18 protein-coding genes are annotated in these 19,608 nt (G+C 26.5%); all 18 read left to right on the forward strand.

What is annotated here, in order from left to right:
* Nucleotides 1-273: 273 nt before the first annotated feature.
* On the forward strand, nt 274-1,119 hold the full coding sequence (locus Q0776_RS12750) for an ABC transporter permease (protein WP_298368866.1): 846 nt from the start codon (nt 274-276) through the stop codon (nt 1,117-1,119).
* A gap of 306 nt (nt 1,120-1,425) precedes the next feature.
* The gene (locus Q0776_RS12755) at nt 1,426-2,643 is read left to right on the forward strand and encodes a polysaccharide ABC transporter ATP-binding protein (RefSeq protein WP_298368869.1); all 1,218 of its coding nucleotides are present in this window, start codon (nt 1,426-1,428) and stop codon (nt 2,641-2,643) included.
* On the forward strand, nt 2,633-3,907 hold the full coding sequence (locus Q0776_RS12760; RefSeq protein ID WP_298368871.1) for a methyltransferase domain-containing protein: 1,275 nt from the start codon (nt 2,633-2,635) through the stop codon (nt 3,905-3,907). The genes Q0776_RS12755 and Q0776_RS12760 overlap by 11 nt, the downstream gene beginning before the upstream one ends.
* On the forward strand, nt 3,908-4,951 hold the full coding sequence (locus tag Q0776_RS12765) for a hypothetical protein (RefSeq protein WP_298368874.1): 1,044 nt from the start codon (nt 3,908-3,910) through the stop codon (nt 4,949-4,951).
* A 4-nt stretch (nt 4,952-4,955) separates the two neighbouring features.
* On the forward strand, nt 4,956-5,900 hold the full coding sequence (locus Q0776_RS12770) for a glycosyltransferase (protein WP_298368877.1): 945 nt from the start codon (nt 4,956-4,958) through the stop codon (nt 5,898-5,900).
* An 18-nt stretch (nt 5,901-5,918) separates the two neighbouring features.
* Nucleotides 5,919-6,779: a glycosyltransferase gene (locus Q0776_RS12775; protein WP_298368879.1), complete on the forward strand. Its 861-nt coding sequence runs from the start codon at nt 5,919-5,921 to the stop codon at nt 6,777-6,779.
* Between the two features lies 1 nt (nt 6,780).
* Entirely contained in the window at nt 6,781-7,857 is a 1,077-nt protein-coding gene (locus Q0776_RS12780) for a glycoside hydrolase family 99-like domain-containing protein (RefSeq protein ID WP_298368882.1), read from the forward strand.
* A 67-nt stretch (nt 7,858-7,924) separates the two neighbouring features.
* Nucleotides 7,925-8,833, forward strand: a complete 909-nt coding sequence (locus Q0776_RS12785; RefSeq protein WP_298368884.1) for a glycosyltransferase family A protein — start codon at nt 7,925-7,927, stop codon at nt 8,831-8,833.
* The gene (locus Q0776_RS12790) at nt 8,830-9,753 is read left to right on the forward strand and encodes a DUF6625 family protein (RefSeq protein ID WP_298368886.1); all 924 of its coding nucleotides are present in this window, start codon (nt 8,830-8,832) and stop codon (nt 9,751-9,753) included. Before Q0776_RS12785 ends, Q0776_RS12790 begins: the two co-directional genes overlap by 4 nt.
* Nucleotides 9,754-10,055: 302 nt before the next feature.
* Entirely contained in the window at nt 10,056-11,405 is a 1,350-nt protein-coding gene (locus Q0776_RS12795; RefSeq protein ID WP_298368888.1) for a sulfatase-like hydrolase/transferase, read from the forward strand.
* Entirely contained in the window at nt 11,386-12,147 is a 762-nt protein-coding gene (locus tag Q0776_RS12800) for a hypothetical protein (RefSeq protein ID WP_298368890.1), read from the forward strand. The genes Q0776_RS12795 and Q0776_RS12800 overlap by 20 nt, the downstream gene beginning before the upstream one ends.
* A 48-nt stretch (nt 12,148-12,195) precedes the next feature.
* Nucleotides 12,196-13,323 carry a glycosyltransferase family 4 protein gene (locus tag Q0776_RS12805; protein WP_298368893.1) on the forward strand — a complete coding sequence of 376 codons (1,128 nt, stop codon included), beginning with the start codon at nt 12,196-12,198 and terminating at the stop codon, nt 13,321-13,323.
* Nucleotides 13,324-13,327: 4 nt separating this feature from the next.
* The gene (locus Q0776_RS12810) at nt 13,328-14,461 is read left to right on the forward strand and encodes a glycosyltransferase (protein WP_298368895.1); all 1,134 of its coding nucleotides are present in this window, start codon (nt 13,328-13,330) and stop codon (nt 14,459-14,461) included.
* Nucleotides 14,461-15,483, forward strand: coding sequence for a glycosyltransferase family 4 protein (locus Q0776_RS12815; RefSeq protein WP_298368897.1), 1,023 nt, complete (start codon nt 14,461-14,463; stop codon nt 15,481-15,483). Before Q0776_RS12810 ends, Q0776_RS12815 begins: the two co-directional genes overlap by 1 nt.
* Nucleotides 15,484-15,540: 57 nt before the next feature.
* Nucleotides 15,541-16,248, forward strand: a complete 708-nt coding sequence (locus tag Q0776_RS12820; protein WP_298368899.1) for a TylF/MycF/NovP-related O-methyltransferase — start codon at nt 15,541-15,543, stop codon at nt 16,246-16,248.
* Between the two features lie 34 nt (nt 16,249-16,282).
* The gene (locus Q0776_RS12825) at nt 16,283-17,518 is read left to right on the forward strand and encodes a polysaccharide pyruvyl transferase family protein (protein ID WP_298368902.1); all 1,236 of its coding nucleotides are present in this window, start codon (nt 16,283-16,285) and stop codon (nt 17,516-17,518) included.
* Entirely contained in the window at nt 17,515-18,630 is a 1,116-nt protein-coding gene (locus Q0776_RS12830; RefSeq protein WP_298368904.1) for a glycosyltransferase family 4 protein, read from the forward strand. The genes Q0776_RS12825 and Q0776_RS12830 overlap by 4 nt, the downstream gene beginning before the upstream one ends.
* Before the next feature lie 41 nt (nt 18,631-18,671).
* Entirely contained in the window at nt 18,672-19,601 is a 930-nt protein-coding gene (locus Q0776_RS12835) for a glycosyltransferase (protein ID WP_298368907.1), read from the forward strand.
* The last annotated feature ends 7 nt before the right edge of the window (nt 19,602-19,608 follow it).

The raw sequence follows: 19,608 nt of genomic DNA on the forward strand, positions 1-19,608 counted from the left end.
ATAATCTCAGGAATATTTTTGTGTTTTGTTATTGCGAGTGATAGTGAAAAAGTCCAATTCTATTGAAAAGACTATTTTGTAACGTTTTCGTATAATAACTATAATTAATTAAGATATATAAAAACAATTTTCAAATCAACATTGAATAAAGTATATTTACATCAAATAGTTTAAGCACCCCTTTTTTCTATCAAATTTAGAATGTAAATAAATCCTTAGATTTTATAAGATTAATGGATAAGGGGTAATAGTTAATTTCAGTAAAGCAACTAAATGTCGTTAGAAGTTAAAGTATACCAAAAAGAAAACAACACCAAATTATTCAAATTGTTTTTGGAGAGTTTGAAGGATATCTATAATTCTCGGTTTCTAGCTAGACAATTAGCTACTAGAGATATCAAGGCTCAATACCGCCAAAGCTATTTAGGGATTTTATGGGCTTTTATTACGCCTATTTCTACTGCAGCAGTTTGGGTATTTTTAAACCTGACTGGAACCATTAAACTTTCTGATACAGGAGTGCCATATCCAGTTTTTGCTTTTTCAGGAACTTTGTTATGGGCAATTTTAATTGAAGCAATAAATTCACCAACAACAAGTACAAAAGGAGCTAGAGGATTACTTTCAAAAATTAATTTTCCAAAGGAAGCATTGTTGATTTCGGGGATTTACAAATTGTTGTTTAATTCTTCCATAAAATTAGGATTACTATTTGTGTTTTTTCTGCTTTTTGGAGTGGATTTTCATTTAAGTATTTTATTTTTTCCTTTAGCCTTATTAGGGATTATAGTTTTTGGAACGGCTATTGGTTTGTTTATTACTCCTGTAGCTATGTTATATAATGATGTTAACCGCATTTTAACAATGGGATTTCGGTTATTGATGTATATAACACCTGTAGTTTATATAATTCCAAAAGAAGGTATTATGAAAACTTTGATGGAATATAACCCTTTAACACCACTTTTGTTAACAACAAGAGACGTTTTACTAGGTCAAGCACCACAGTTTTTAACCTATTATTTTATCGTAATTTTGGTAAGTATCCCTTTACTAATGCTAGGTTTGGTTGTTTATAGAATTTCTATTCCAATATTTGTAGAACGTTTAAGTGCTTAATATGGAAAAAGAAACTATAAATATTTTGTCAATACGAGCAAAGCGAAGCAATCTGTATTTTTGGAGTATATTACTTCAAATATTTCAACTTTTCAATTACTTACCTTGTGTCATGCTGAGCCTGTCAAAGCATATTATTTATAACCTATCGAAGTATCCCAAACTAAGAAAGCCTATGATAAGCATTAAAGAAATATCTATGCCTTTTGCGTGGAGCAGTGCAGTGCAGAACTGGATAAAAGTATCGAAGCATGTCGCGCTGAGCTTGTCGAAGTGTGCTAATCTAAACTTAATACCAATTTATTAATGGAAGAAAAGGAAGTATTGGTAAAAGTAGAAGGTCTCTCCAAAAAGTTTTGCAAAAACTTAAAAACCAGTTTATGGTACGGTGTAAAAGACTTGGTAAGTAATGTAAAGGGAAACAAAGAAAAAAGAAATTTACGTCCCAATGAATTTTGGGCATTACAAAATATTAATTTTGAACTTGGAAGGGGAGAATGTTTAGGTTTGATAGGACATAATGGTGCTGGGAAATCTACCTTATTAAAAATATTGAATGGCTTGATAAACCCAGATGCAGGGACAGTTACTATAAAAGGGAGGGTAGGAGCTTTAATTGAATTAGGAGCAGGTTTTAACCCAATATTGAGTGGGAGAGAAAATATATATAACAATGGTGCTATTTTAGGATTTACACGTAAAGAAATTGATGATAAATTAGAGGAAATTATAGACTTTGCTGAAATACGTGAGTTTATTGATATGCCTGTACAAAACTATAGCTCTGGAATGCGTGTACGATTAGGTTTTGCCGTGGCAGCACAATTGGAACCAGACGTATTGTTGATTGATGAAGTGTTGGCGGTTGGAGATATAAATTTTCAGTTAAAGTGTTTCAATAGAATAGGACAACTAAGAAAAAATGGAGTTGCAATTATTTTAGTTTCTCATAATTTACATCAAATTACAACTTTTAGTAATAAAGGTATAGCACTTAGTAAAGGAAACCAACTTTATTTTGGCGAAGTAGAGAAAAGTATAGAAGCATATAAAGACTCTTTAACTGTTATGAATACTGAAAAAGAGATTGAAAAGGTAATTTCAGGAAATAACATTCTTAAAATTAAAGAAATAAGTTTCACTCCTAAATTAATAAATGGGGTAGTTAATATGAATGAAGAAGAAGATTTAACCATTCATGTTAAATACGATGCTAAAGAAAAATTAGAAAACTTAGAAATTGATATCGTTTTAAGAGCTTCAATAATGAGTGGAATTGATTTTTATCAAGCAAATAATAAAGCTGTAAAAAAAGTTGTGAGTTTTAGTAAGGGTGAAGGAGAGCTAAATGTAACAATAAAAAATATACAGGTTAATGGATTAAGAATGTATCTTTTTATCGCCATATTTACTGAAGATAGAAAAGAATGTATATTTTGGTGGAGAAATATTCCCGTAAAATTTTCTTACAAAGATTTTTATTCAGGAATGACAACATATAATATTGAATTTAATGATGATTAGAATTAAACAACTTATAAAGGAACTTTTATTCCTGCTTAGAAATAGAAAAAAAATAATTCTACTCATAAAAAATGATAGAAAAAATTATGTTAATACTTCAATGGGAAGAAATAGCAATATTCATAAATCATCTGTAATTGAGAATATAAAAGGAGAAATAGAAATTGGAGAAAATTTTAAATTAGGATTAGGGGCTAATCTACTCCCTTATGATGGTTTTATTAAAATTGGAGATAATTCATTAGTAAATAATTATTCAATAATTTATGGACATGGGGGTGTTGAAATAGGAAATAACACTCAAATAGCAGCACATTGTACAATTATTCCTGCCAATCATAATTATTCATTTTTAAATATACCAATACAGTTGCAAGGAGAGAGTAGACGAGGAATTAAAATTGGAGATAATGTTTGGGTTGGTGCTAATTCTGTAATTCTTGATGGAGTAAAAATTGGTAATGGTTGTATTATCGGCGCGAGTAGTGTTGTTACAAAGTCAATTCCAGAAAATTGTGTTGCCTTTGGTAATCCAGCGGTTGTAATTAGAAAAAGAGATGATTTTGTTTTAGAAAAAGATTTAAAGAAAATCAATATGTCAATAATTGATTTTATATATAGAAAAGAAAAAAAGACCCATAAGGATACAATTGGTAAAATATTGAGTTTTGATTCGAATTTAGTTAAATTTATAGCAAAAGAAGAGAGAGCTTTTCCTGGAGATGAAAATTTCATGAAAACTGGCTATTCTCATACCATGTTGAAAAGATATTTTTTTGCAGGGAAGGTGTTTTGTGAAAACAAAAAAGTATTAGATTCTTGTTGCGGAATAGGTTGGGGAAGTACAATACTTAGCTGCTACAGTAAAACTGTAACTTCATTTGACATAGAAAAGGAAGCAATTGATTTTAGTAAAAGGTTTTGGAATTTAAAAAATGTTAATTTTATACAAGGTGATGCTTTAGATGTTAGTTTTTTACAAGAAGAAAAGTTTGACGTAGTTACAGCTTTTGAGACAATTGAACATTTTACTAAGTTAGATGGAGAAAAATATATGATTGAAATGGGTAAAGTGCTTAAAGATGGAGGAGTTTTAATAGGAACTTCGTCTTTCCCGGAGACTGATGAACAAGCAAAAAAGCTAAGATTGACCAATCCTTATCATTTGCATATTTTTACAGAAACTGAATTGAAAAAAATCCTTGAGTCTATTTTTAAAGAATTTCATGTTATTAATAAATGGATGTTTATAGCAATTAAATAAATGGATTATTTTAATAAAATTAAAACTGAAAATGGATTTAAATTTTCAGAATATTCGAACCAAACAATATTAAGTACCTCTTTTGGGGTGTTAACAAAACAATTACTTCAAGAAGATATAGAGAATAAAGAGAAAATAATTCAGTATTTATTAGGCTCTAGAAATAATGAAGGATATTTTATAGATTCAAATTATAAATATCATTCTCATCCAGAACATAATTCATCCTATGTCATTCCTCAATTTACCTTTTTTACACTTTCAGCTTTAGATGTTTTGGGTGTAAAAAATATGAAAATCGATTTTTTAAATGATTTTAATGAGGAGAAATTATTGGATGAATTAAATAAATCAATGGAGAAGAATTTTTGGGCAACATCCAATCAATTGATGTTTTTGATGTATTTTATAACTTACAGAATGAAATACTTGAAAGACGATAGCTTTGAGAGTTATATTGATATAATTTTTAATTATTTGAACCAAAATCAAAATTTAGAAAACGGTTTTTGGGGAGATGATAAAACGACTAAAAGTATTTATGCAAAAGCGTATGGAGCAGCACATATTTATTTATTTTATGATTATTACAAAAGAGAAATACCAAATATTAATAAAATAATAGATCATTGTTTATTGATGCATTGTAATAATGGATTAATCCAGACGGTAGAGGGAGGAGCTTGCGAAGACTATGATATTGTAGAAATTTACTTTCGTTGTTTAAAACAAACTGATTACAGAAAGGAAGAAATTTTCAATAAATTGAGGTTAATGAGAAAGACACTTTTAAATGATATGAGGAGAGATCATAGTTTTTCTTATAAAACATATTCTAAAAGTGGGTTTTATAAATATTTTGATAGTAAGGTAAAAAATCAAAAATATAAATATAGTAGTTGGGATTACATGGAAACGCCAGTTTATTTGTCGGATGCATGGGGGACATTTTTTAAACATCTTGCTTTAAAAATGATAGGAAATATTATTGAAAATGACACGGATTATAATTCATCCAATTTACCTAGTTGGGGTTATATTTAATTAAATGAAAGAGAAAATTTCAGTTTTAATGTCGGTTTATAATGCTGAGAAATATTTACAAACATGTATAAACAGTGTTTTAAATCAGTCTTACTCTAATTTTTTGTTTTATATAGTAAATGATTGTAGTACAGATAATAGTTTGGCTATTATAAATTCATACAATGATAATAGAATTCGATTAATTAATAATGAACGTAATATAGGATTAACAAAATCATTAAATAAAGCGTTAGATTACATTAATACGGAATATGTTGCAAGAATTGATGCTGACGATATTTGTGAGCCAAATAGGTTAAAATATCAACTTTCAATATTTGAAAATCAAGATGAAAATTTGGCATTAGTTGGAGCATCAGCATATGAGATTGACGAAAAAGGTAATTTAATTGGTGAAATTAATGTTGAAAATACAAATTTAAAAGAAAAATTATTTTTTAAAAACACGTTTGTGCATTCTTCGGTGATGTTAAGAACTACAGTTTTAAAAGAATTTAGATTTGATGAAAGCATTAAGTATGCTCAAGATTATAGTTTATGGGTTAAAATTGCACAAAAGTATAATGTTAAGAATTGTGGTGCTAAATTAATTAGGTATAGAATACATAGAGAAAGTATAAGTGTATTAAAAAAGAAAGAACAAGATCTTTGTGTGTTGCCAACTATCAACTATCAATTAAAAAAAATAGGTATTAAAAACGATGTAAAAAGAGCTAAGTTAGCAAAATTGCATTTTCAATATTTTAATTTAGAAAAAAAAGAGTTTAAATTTAAAGATCGTTTTAGAATATTTTTATATTTTAAAAATATTCTAAAAGTTAATAAACATAATAAAATTTACAATGATTATTTTAATCAAAAATTGATTGGAATAATAAATAAAGAAAAAGGAATATTATTTAAGTGTTTAAAACGTTTTATACTTGTAAAAGTTGGATTTAGATAGAATAAAAAATTAAATAAGATGGATTCATTAGTTTCAATTATTGTGCCTTGTTATAATCAAGCTCATTTTTTAGAGGAGGCGTTACAATCTGTTTTAAATCAAACCTATAAAAATTGGGAGTGTATTATTGTTAATGATGGCAGCACTGATAATACAGATGAAATTGCTAAAAAATGGTTACTAAAAGATAACCGTTTTAAATATATTAATAAAAAAAATGGAGGTTTAAGTAGTGCAAGAAATGCTGGTTTGAAATTAGCCATTGGGCATTATATTCAGTTTTTGGATTCAGATGATTTATTAGAAAAAGAAAAGATTAAAGTACAACTAATAGAATTACTTAACGATAATGAAATTGATATTTCCGTTTCTGGTTATCGATATTTTGATGATAATTGTGAGAAGTTAAAAATTATGGGAAAAAATAATTTTTTTCCAGAAGTAATTTTATCAAAAGATGATACCGATATAATTGAAGTCTTAAAGATTAAAAATCCGATGGTTATTAGTGCACCTATCTACAGAAAATTTATTTTTGAAAAAGTCGGTGTTTTTGATGAGGATCTAATTTCACTTGAAGATTGGGATTTTCACACTAGATGTGTTTTGCACAAAATTAAATTTCAACACATTGGAAATTATAAGGAAACAAGAACTTTAATTCGTTTACATGCTAATAGTATGATGAGAAATAAGGAAGTTATGAATAAAGCTTTTCAATTGTTTGTAAAAAAAAGAAATGAGAATAAATTGTTTATACAACGTTTTTCAATTGAAAAACAATTAGATAAAGAAAATAAACATACAAAATTTAAGCGAACTATAAAGTTATTTATACCCCCAATTTGTTTTAAATTGTATAAAAATATCAAAAGATAGCATGAAAATAAGACCTATTGCATTTGTTTTACCGCAATTTCACCCAATACCAGAGAATGATATTTGGTGGGGAAAAGGTTTTACAGAATGGACAAATGTTACAAAATCAACTCCTCTATTTAAGGGGCATTACCAACCTCAATTGCCAACAGACTTAGGGTTCTATGATTTGCGGCTTCCAGCAGCACGAGAAGCACAAGCAAATTTGGCTAAGGAACATGGTATTCATGGTTTTTGTTATTACCATTATTGGTTTAATGGAAAAAGATTATTAAACGAACCAATTGATGAAATGTTGACGCTGCAAAATCCAAAAATGCCATTTATGTTGTGTTGGGCTAATGAGAATTGGACTAGAAGATGGGATGGACAAGAGAAAGATATTTTAATAAAGCAAGAATATAGTTTTGATGATGATAAAGAGCATATGCGTTGGTTGTGTAAAAATGTTTTTTCTGATGAACGTTATATACTAGTAGATGGTTGTCCAGTTTTTGTTGTTTATAGGCAAGATTTATTTCCAAATATAGTTGAAACTGCAAAAATTTGGAGAGATATAGCGATTAATGAATTTGGTTTTAAAGATTTGTATTTGTGTGTTGTAGAAAGTTTTAATAAATCTGTAGATCCAACTTTTATTAATTTTAATGCGGCTATTGAATTTTCACCTCATGAGGTTATAAAAAATAGGATTAATAAGAGAGGAAAGGTCAAATTATTAGAGAAATTGGGATTAAAAGATAAAAGAGAATATAGTTTAAGAGATTTTAAAAAAGGTGTAGAGAATTGTATTAATAAAGTATTACCAAGTTATAAGCTATATAGAGGAGTTACCCCATCATGGGATAATACAGCAAGGAAAAATAAAAAAGGTACGATTGCAGTAGGAAGTAGTCCTCAATTATATTTTAATTGGTTAAGTAGTATTGTAAAATCATTTAAACCATACTCAAAGGAGGAAAATTTTATTTTTATAAATGCAATGAATGAATGGGCTGAAGGAAATCATTTAGAACCTTGTATTAAATATAAAGATGCTTATTTAAAAGCTACAAAAAAAGCCCTAGATAATAATTAATTAAAAATGTTTATGTCAAATTTAATAAGTTCGAATATTCTAAATCTATTTAATTATTAATTATAATATGCTGGCAATTGTAATCCCATATTATAAGCTTTCTTTTTTTGAAGAAACTCTTCAATCTTTATCAAATCAAACAGATAAAAGGTTTAAAGTTTATATAGGAGATGATGCTAGCCCACAAAATCCATGTGAAATAATAGAAAAATATAAAAGTAAATTTGATTTAGAGTACTATTATTTTGAAAAAAACTTAGGAGGTAATTCATTAACTAAACAATGGGGTCGTTGCATTTCATTAACAGATAAGGAGGAATGGATATTGCTTTTAGGAGATGATGACTATATAAGTCCAAATTTTGTAGAAGAGTTTTATAATCACTTAGAAAAAGTAAACCAGCTAAAAATCAATGTTATTCATTTTTCTGTTTTTATAGATAAGGAAGGGGTACTTTCAAAGTTATTTACCCATCCAAGAATTGAAAGTTCAAAAGATAATTTCTTTAGAAAATTTTTTGGAGGAGCACATGGTTCTCTATCAGAGCAAATTTTTAAAAAAGAAATGTATTTAAAACGAGGTTTTAGAAATTTACCTCTGGCTTGGGGGGCAGATGATCTTGCCTGGTTAGAATTTTCGGATTTTGGTGATTTGTATGGTATAAATGAAGCTAATACATATTTTAGAATTTCTTCAGAAAATATATCTAGGTCTGGTTTTCAAAGTGAAGTAAAGAAAGAAACAAAAAATTCTTTATTTAAATTAATAATTGATGAATATTTATATAAATTTAATAAGGAACAACGCTTAAAATTAATTTTGCATTATCAAAGTTTAAGGTATCGATATCATAAGGTATCACTTAGTTTGTTTCTTAAAATGTGTAAACTTTTTTTAATTGAAAAGGAATACAAAAACATTTATAAAGCAGCACGAAAATTATTAAGTTATTATATAAAAAAATGGAAGAGATGAAATCAATTCTATTAATTATCCCATATTTTGGAAAATGGCCAGTTTGGTTTGATGCTTATTTAGTATCCATATCAAAAAACCCTACAATTAATTGGTTATGCCCTACAGACTGTGAATTGCCTAAAGGTTATCCTAAAAATTTAAAGTTTTTACCAACATCTTTATTTGAACTTAATAGAAAAGTGAATACAATAGTAGAAGCAAAGGTACCCTTAACTCCTCGTAAATTATGTGATATAAAACCAGCTTATGGAGATATATTTAAAAATGAGATTAAAGATTATGACTTTTGGGGAATTTGTGATATGGATATTATTTGGGGAGATATAAGAAAATTTATTACAACAGACATATTATCACAATACGATATTATTTCAAGTAGAAAAGAAGCTATTTCCGGACATTTTAATTTATTTAAAAATTCGGAAAAAATAAATGTTTTGTACAAAAACATAACTAATTATAAATTAATGTTTGAAAAACAAAAATTAGTTGTTTTTGATGAGCAAGTTTTAACAAATTATTTAAAACAAGAAAAAGATTCTTTTAATATTTATTGGCCATCAATTTTATGTAATAAAGAGAGAGGTAGAGACTCTCACCAAGAATATTATTTAGATAAATGGCAATGGCAAAATGGAAAAATGATTGATGTAACCACAAGTAAAGAATTAATGTATTTACATTTTATCAATTGGAAGCGTACTATGAAAACTTGTGAAGTTAAATATATAGATAATCCAACGCAATTTTATTTTTCGTTTAATGGAATACATTATAAACAACATTCAAAAATCGCTCATTATTTTAATAGTTTTAAAAATATCTTTAATGGATATTGGGTCAGAGAGAAAAGAAGGATAAGAAGGTTAAAGTTTAAAAGTTTAAAAAAACGTGTTAAAAGAAAATTGAATTTATAGTTTGGTATATGATTTTAGTAAAAAAAATATTTCATCAGTTATTCAAATATATAGGTTTTTGGTTTCCTTTTATGCTATTCGTTATTATCTATTACAATCAAATTAATTCAAATATTTTTTTAATTGTAGGTAATTTGATAACAGTAATAATAATTTTAAGTTTTTGTGGTCTTTTTAATAATGTAAAGGTTAATTATAGTTTTAAAATAGTTGGCCTTTTTATATTTAACTTTTTAATGTTTATTCAGTTGAGCCATTTTTATTTATTTAATGATAAGATAAGGAGCTCAACAATATTTATTATGTTTGATTCTAATAGGAATGAAACATTAGATTTTTTATTGATGTATTTAGATGGTAATTTAATATTTATGATTGTATTAATGTTAATTACTGTTTTTGCAAGCATCTTATTATTAATACCTACAAAAAAAATAAAAGAAGAAAAATATTACTTTGCCAATAATAAATTTAAAATTAAGTATAAAATTTTAATGCTTATTTGTGCCATAGGTTTTCTTTCTATATACAAAGTGCGTTCAGCAATAATTCCACACGTATTAATAAAAGCAATTATAGATTATAAAGAAAGTAATTTAAAATATAAAATATTAACAAAAGATAGGTTAGGTGGTGAATTTTCAAATGTAATTCATAATGAAAGTTCAGAAAATGAAGTATATGTATTAATTATTGGAGAATCAACAAATCGTAATCATATGCAACTATATGGTTATGAAAGAAATACGAATCCTAATTTAAATAAAATCAGAAATGAACTTTTAATTTATAATGATGTGATTTCACCTCATGCACATACAATTGAAGCTTTGGAAAAATGTTTAACATTATCATCATTTGAATATCCTGAAAAAAAATTTGACGGTACGATAGTGCAGCTTTTTAATAAAGCAAATTTTAGCACATATTGGGTTTCAAATCAAATTCCTTTTGGGGTTTTTGAAACTGGAACGACATTAATATCTAATAATTGTAATGAACAAATCTTTACTAATATACAAAGTGGGAGTAAATCCAATTCGCTTGACGAAAAAATATTTCATCCATTAAATAAGATCCTTAAAAATAAAAAACAAAAAAAATTTATAATTATTCATTTAATGGGAACTCATTCTAGGTATTCAAGAAGATATTCTCAACAGTACGATGTATTTAAAGGTAAAACACAGTCAAGTATCGATTTTAAGGGTGTCAATTTTGATATAATTAATGAATATGATAATGCTATTATGTATAATGACTACATTGTAAACAATATTATTGATTTAGTTAGAGGATTAAACTGTAAATCTTTTGTTTTATATTTATCAGATCACGGTGAAGATGTTTATGATACGGGTAACTTTGTTGGACATAGCGATTCAAAATCTACGAAGCCAATGTACGACATACCATTCATACTTTGGAAATCAACTATTTTTAATGAAGAAGAAAAAGGGCGTTTTACGTTTAATATAAATCGAAAGTTTACTACTGAAGATTTAATGTATTCATTAAGTGATTTATCAAATATTAATTTTAAAGAATTTGATTCAACAAAAAGTATTTTTAATAAAAAATTTAAAGAAAAAGAAAGGTTAATATCAAATAAAAAGAAATATGAAAGTTTTTATGATTTTCAAAAAAAGTAAAAAGCTATTATTAATATTTTTAATCCTTTTTATAAGTGTTTTTGGTGTTTTAAACTATCAAAATCAAATTTTAAGATTAGTTTATCATAACAAAATATGGGTACATAGAGTTAATGAATTGGAAAAATATTCCAAAGCTCGAAATTTTTTTGAAGGAGTTGAATTAGACGTTGTATATGATGTAAAAAGTAAAATGTTTGATGTTCGTCATCCTCCAGCACCATCAATCAGCTTAAATTTATGGAATTATTTTAAATCGGAAAAAATTGATGATAATTTTGGATTTTGGTTAGATTTTAAAAATCTTGATTCAACTAATTTTAAACAATCTTCAAATCTTTTAGATTCCATTACTAAAACTTTAAATATAAAATCAGGTAATATAATTGTTGAATCGGTTAAGCCTGAGTATTTATATGTATTTTCTGAAAAAGGATTTCAAACTTCATATTATTTACCATCAAAATTAAGTGAATTAGATAATAATAATTTAACAGAACAAATTCTTATCATTAAGAATAAAATAATGTTAAATAAAACCGATTATATTTCAGCAAATGCTAAAGATTTTAAAGTTATGAAATTAAATTTTAAAGATTGTAAAATTTTAGTGTGGAACATTATTAATGATCCACCAAAAATTAATAGTTTATATCGATTAAAAATAGCAATAGTAAAATTATATAATAAAATGAAAATTTTAGGTGATGAAAATGTTAAAGTTGTACTTGTTGATTTATAGTTAATATATTTAATTCAAAATTTTAAGAATAACGTAATATACATTTTTATGAAAGTATCAATCCTACACCCATTTACACCTAAAGCAGCTGGAGCAGTTGAAAAAAGTGTGCCTACCTATCACAGTCAGCCGCATTTGTTAGCTATGCAAAAATTAGCAAAACAAGGTTATAGCTGTACCATGGAATATTTTACTTCAAAACTTTTTAAATACAGTTTAAAAAAAGGCAATATAAAATGGAACTTTTTTCCAGTGTCTTTTACCTTAAATGGAGATCATAAAAAATGGAAAAAACAAGTATCTAAAAGTTGTTTAAAAGCATATACTAAAAACACACCCGATGTTACAATTATTAATATGTCTGGGCATTCAAGTCCATTTTCTTATGAATTGTCAAAAATAATTTTAGAAAAAAATAAGAAATATGTAGCAATGCTTGGAGGGCAGCATTATACGGATAATGATATGTTCAGAGCATATTATAAAAACGCTCACCATATTTTGGTGCATACTTATTTGCAAAAGAAACAAATGGAAAACTTGGAGTTGTTTAAGAATAAAGATATACGTGTTTTTCCTTTAGGTGTTGATTGTAATAAATTTATTTCATTAGAGAAGAAGAATATAACTCCTCAATTATTGTATGTTGGTAGAATTGTAGAATGGAAGCGTATTCATTTGGCAATTGAAGCTACTAAAAAATTAGTTGATTCTGGATTTAAAGATGCTGTATTAAATATTATTGGTCCGGTAAGTTCAGAAGTCTATTTTTCTCAATTAAAAAAAATGATTATTGAATTATCTTTAGAGAAAAATGTGTTTTTTTTAGGTCATAAAGAACATGAAGAATTGCCTTATTATTTTCAAAAAGCAGATTTATTTACTTTACCAAGTGATAAAGAAACTTTTGGAATGGTTATGATAGAGGCTATGGCTTGTGGTACACCTGTTGCGGGTATCAATTGTCCTGGCGGTCCTAAAGATGTTATAACAAATGGAGTAGATGGAATTTTGTCAACACCACAAAATTATGCGTCTGATATTTTAAGTTATTTTAATAATAAAGAAAAACAACTTATAATTTCTAAAAACGCAAGGACTAAAGTATTAGAAGAGTATAGTATTGAAGCTACGTATCAAGTATTAAAATCATCAGTTGAGGATGCTTTAAAATAAATTTATGAAACCTAAATATACTGTAATTATTTATACACCACAAGAATTAAATCATTCATCTAATTTTCAGACAGGCTTGTTTGAACTTGAAAAAAAGGGGTTTTTAAATTTAAAAATAAAATTAGGGTTTCATAAAAACAAAGGAGTTACAGAAGTTGCTGAAAAAGGAGCAATAAATAAAACAACTAGATTATTTCAAAAAGCATCATACTATAAATTAATAGATAACCATAGTGGTAAATCAATTTATTTTGCAGTTGATTTATATGATTTTTCAAACCAGTTTTCAACAGTTGCCTTGGAAAAATGTGATTACATTTTTAAAAGAAATTACGAATCAAAGTATATAAAACAATTACCAATTGAAAATCAAAATAAAATTTTTAGGTACGGTTTAAGTTTTGGTGTTCATTCAAAGATTAAGCGTAAAGATTATTTATTCTTTATTAGTTTATTTATTGGTAATTTAACGTTTAAATTAGATAGAAATTTATTGGGTCGATTATATAAAAATTATGTAGCGCAATTAAATCATTGGAATTTTATTAAAACAACTCGGAAAATAGAACGGTTTGAAAATTTTGAAAAGCCTGAAGTGAATTCAATCTTTTTTCAAACGCGTTGTTTTCAGCATGAAGAACAAAAAGATGTAAAAGAAATACATCAACAACGGTATCGAATTATTAAATTATTAAAAAAAACATATCCAAAATTGTTTTTAGGAGGTTTTATACCTTCAAAAATTTCCAATATACTTTATAAAGATGCGCTATCAAATGTTCCAAGTGAACCAGAGCAATACTTAAATGCTTTAAAAAAAGCTAAAATTGTTATCTATACAAGGGGATTAGCAAATTCTCCGGCGTGGAAAATGGCAGAATACCTTTCACAAGGAAAAGTGATTATTGCAGAACCTTTAACAGCTGAATTACCAGTTCCTTTGGTTCATGGTAAAGAAGTTTTGTTTTTTAATACAGATGAAGAATTAATATATAATATAAATAGTGTTTTGGAAAATGATTTATTAGCTAAAGAACTTTCAGAAAATGCAAGGCTATATTTTGAAACACATGTGCATCCTGTAAAAAATGTAAAACGTATATTAAATAGTATGATAATTAATTTTGATAACCATTAATGAATCCAATAATTATTCATCATCGATCTAGTCATCACGCAACAAATTCTGGATATGCGCGTATCATTGATTTTTTGCCAAAAGTTGAGGTTGTAAACGGTTCAATTAAATTTCCATATAGAGTTGCAAAATTGATTAGTAAAAATTCGAATCAACTTTCAGGAAATTACGATACTTCAAGCGTTTTAAAAGAAATTGAGTTATTTAAGCATTTGTCAAATAATAAAAAACAACTGGTTCATTATTTAAACGCCGAACGCGATATAAGACATTTAATAAATTACAAGCAATTTTTTAAAAATACAGCATTTTGTGGAACTTTTCATAAACCAGCTTCAATTTTAAAAGAACAAATTAGTAATACAAAGTATTTAAAAAAATTAGATGGAGCAATTGCAGTTGGGAACAATCAAGTAGACTTTTTAAAGAATTGGTTAAAGATTGAAAATGTCAAATATATACCTCATGGGGTAGATACTTATTTTTTTGTACCGGATCCATTAAAGAAAACAGCGCATACATTACTGTTTGTTGGGCAGCATTTAAGAGACTTTGATACTTTTAATTATTGTATACCTAAAATTGCTGAACAAATTAAGGATTTAAAAGTGAATGTAATTTTGCGAAAAGAATATGTGAAACAAATTCAACCGCATTCTACTATAACCATATTTAATGGTGTTGATGATGTTGCTTTAAGAGCTTTATATCAGCAAGCAAGTTTATTATTTTTACCTTTAAAAGATGTAACTGCATGTAATTCAATTTTGGAAGCAATGGCTTGTGGTTTGCCAATTGTAACATCAGATGTTGGAGGTAATACCACTTATATAAAAGACACAAAAAATTTATTAATTCCACCAAAAGATGTAGATTCATTTATAGAATCAGTAGTTGCTTTATTAAAGAATGAGGAAGAATTGAAAACAATTGGAAATTCTTCAAGAATTAAATCACTTGAATATGATTGGAGAGAAATAGCAAAGCAAATAGAGATGTATTATGAATCAATAGAAGTTTAAAGATAACTTTAGCATTATTGTAATCAATTTAGTTTTAAAAGGTAAGTATTTATTATTATGAATTTTATTATTCGTGTTATTAAAAAAATAGAAAGAATAATTTTCTTTAACAAAATAGAAAACATTGCTAGAAAAGTATCTCATCAAAAGCTTACGTATTTATCACATAGAGCATTGTTATTATTAGGGAAAACAGTAAAAAAAATAGAAAAGAAGAATATTCAAGGGTGTATAATAGAAACAGGATGTGCCTTAGGTGGCAGTTCTATTTTAATAGGGAAGCTTAAAAATAAAGATCGGCAATTTAATGTGTATGATTCTTTTGAAATGATGCCAGAGCCATCTGAAAATGATGGTGAAGATGTTCACAATAGATTCAGTGTTATTAAGAAAGGAGTTTCAAAAGGAATTAATGGTAATTTATACTATGGTTATGAAAGAGACTTGTATAATAAAGTGAGAACTAGTTTTAAGTCTTTTAATGTTGATTTGACTAATGTAAAATTAATAAAAGGATATTATAAAGATACTTTAATCATTAAAGAACAGGTTGCAATGGCTCATATAGATTGTGATTGGTATGATTCTGTTATATTATCTTTAGAAAGAATTGAGCCTCATTTAGTTGTAGGTGGTTTATTAATTATAGATGATTATTATCGTTATTCTGGTTGTAAAAAAGCTGTAGATGAATACTTTAAGAATAAAAAAGAAAATTATATTTTTCTTAATAAAGAACGTTTAGTAATAGAAAAAGTAAAATGATTATGTTTAAAAGAGTATTTATATAAAATATTAGATGTTTAAAATAGTAATTATAAATGCAGTACCAATAAATGGTGGTGATGAGGCTTTATTAAAAGCTACTTTATTGGGGTTAAAGAAACAATTCAATAATCCTTCTATTTTAGTGTTATGCAATAACCCAAATTTATATAAAAAATTCTTTCCTAATTTAGAACTGGATTGGGATTGGGAATACACTCATTTAAAATCTCCAAATTCAGGTTATACATTTCTATTCAAAGTTAAAAGACGTATTAGGCATTTATTAAATAAATTTATAAAGGTTTCATACTACAGTACACTTTCTAGAATGTTTGCTTCTAAAAGTGAAAAAAGGGTATATAAACATTTATCTGGATGTGATAAAGTTATTGTTTCAGCAGGTGGTTATATTCATGATTTTTATGGATATAAAAAAAGAATAGATACATTGGATTTTATTCATTTTCATCTTAAGAAACCATATTTCATTTTTTCTCAATCTGTAGGCCCATTTTGGAAAAAAGAAAACTTTCAAATGTTAAATCGAATTTTTAAAAATGCGAATCAAGTAATTTTAAGGGAGTCCTATTCATTGAATCATTTAAAATCAATTGGTTATAATGATGAAAATGTTACTGTTACAAATGATATCGCTTTTTATCTTTATAAAGATTATGCAAGAAAAGTTGATTGTAATAAAGAACTAAAAAACATTGTAATTAATTTTAGAAAATGGAAATATGAAGATAAGAGTAAAGATAATTTAGAGAAAGCCACATTATTATGTAAAAAACTAATCAATAAAGGCTTTAAATTAACATTTATTTCCACCTGTCAAGGAGTTAAAGGATATGTAGATGATTCTGAATTTGCCGAAAGAATATTAAATAATTTACCCATCGTTTTACAAACACAATGTGTTATATTAAAAGATAAATTTACGCTAAAGGAGCTACTAGAAACCTTAAGTCAGTACGATGGATATATTGGAATGAGATTGCATGGAGCAATTCTTTCCTTATTAGCTGGTATACCTGCATTAAACATAGCATATGAAGATAAAACCTTAGGTATATTTGATTCTTTGGGATTAGAGGATTATTGCTTTTCATATAAAGAAGATATCAATTCATGGTTTTCTAAAGTAGATTTTTTTATAAATAATTATAATAGTTATTTAAACAATATTGATATAATAACTTTAAATGCGAGTAAACAAGTTGAAAAAAACTTTAAGCTGTTAAAATTAAACAGATTATTAAAATGAAAAATAAAATTAATATTGCGCTGTTTTCACCAAATAAAAATCCATATTCTGAAACTTTTATTCAAGCACATAAAAATTATTTAAAAGGTAATGTATTTTACTATTATGGCGAAAATGAAAATATTGAACTGGAAAATTATCCTTCGTTAGCAGGAAAGTATAAGATTTATTTTCTAAAGGCAATTAAAAACATTTTAAAAAAAGAAAGTTCATTTGTGTTAGTACAGCTTTTAAAAAAATCTTTAAAAAAACACCAAATAGATGTAGTTCTTGTTGAATATGGAATGCACGCACAACAAATTTTACCAGCAATTGAAAAATGTAATTTACCTTTAGTAGTTCATTTTCATGGTTATGATGCTTGTAAAAGAGAACTGCTTAAAAAAAATAATAATTATAGGGAAGTTTTTCAATATGCATCAAAAGTAATTGTTGTTTCTACAGTTATGAAAAATCAATTGTTAAGTATAGGTTGCCCACAAGAAAAATTAGTGTATAATGCCAATGCAGCACAATCGAAATTTTTAAAGGTACAGCCTTCATTTAAATCCAATCAGTTTATTTCCGTTGGCAGATTTACGAATAAGAAGGCACCATATTATACAATATTGGCTTTTAAAGAAGTTTTAAAAAAGTATCCTAATGCAAAGTTGTTAATGTGTGGTGATGGTTTATTATTAGAAGTGTGTAAGAATTTAGTTAAGTATCATCAACTTGAAAATCAAATTGAATTTTTAGGTGTAATTTCCTCAAATAAATTGATAGAATTGTTTGAGGAATCGATCGGTTATATTCAACATTCTATTACCGCTAGTAATGGAGATATGGAAGGAATGCCAATTTCTATTTTAGAAGCGAGTGCCTCAGGATTACCAGTTGTTTCTACACATCATGCAGGGATTTCAGATGTGATAGAAGATGGTGTTACAGGATTACTTTGTAAAGAACATGATGTGAAAAGTATGGGGCAAAATATTTTAAAGTTACTAGATGATATTGAGATGGCTAAAAAAATGGGACAAGAAGGAAAGAAACGAATAAAAGCTCATTTTAGTTTTGAAAAACATATTAATGGAATTCAAAAACTTTTAGAAATGTCTTTAAAGCAATAATTGTTTTAATTTTTTGATTAAAATAGAATAAAAAAGTTATTATGAAAATTAGTATCATCACCCCACATTTTAATGATTTTGAAGGCATTCAACAAACACATACGTGTTTGGTAAATCAAAATACGGATCAATGGGAGTGGATAATAGTGGATGATTTTTCTGATATTTCCACAAAAGAATCATTAAAAGCATATTTTAAAGAACACAACAGCACCAATATTAAATTAATATTTAATGATAAAAAAACAAATGGTTCGGTTTGTAGAAATATTGGAATTGACTATGTGACTGCAGAAAAATTGGTTTTTTTAGATTCTGATGATCTAATATCAGAAGACTTTGTTAGTAATAGATTAATAGATGTACAAGATTTTGTAGTATTTAAAAATTCAAATATTTTAGATGAACATGGTAATAATAAACCAGCACCCAATGTTGCGTCTCATTTTCTAAATCACTTCTTACAAGCTAAATTTATTTGGCCAGTAACAGCAATTTTATGGAATAAAGAGTTTTTAATAAAAATTGGGAAATTTAATCCAGATTTAAAACGGTTACAAGATATTGAATTGTCCATAAGAGCGCTTATACTTGGAAAGAATTATAAAGTGATTGATAATAAAGTAGATTTCTTTTATTGTGTTGCTCCAATAGATATTAGCAAAAGACCTGTAAATGTAATTTGTGAATCCGTAGATTATTTAATAACTTATATGCATCAAAATTATACGTTAAGTAAACAGCAGAAAAGTTTGGTAAAAGGATATTATTTTCTCTGTATAAGGTATTTTTATAAATCTAAAAGAAAAGAAGATTTAATGTATGTTCAAAATAGTTTAAAGCTATTTTATAAGCATAAATATTTCAATGTTTTTAGCTATTTAAGAGGATTGATTTTTCTGAAACTATATAGGTTTAATTTAATTTCAAGTGATTTTTTTATTAGATTGAATAGGTACTTTTATAAATAAATGATTT

The sequence above is a fragment of the uncultured Lutibacter sp. genome, from assembly GCF_947495725.1.
Lineage (GTDB): Bacteria > Bacteroidota > Bacteroidia > Flavobacteriales > Flavobacteriaceae > Lutibacter.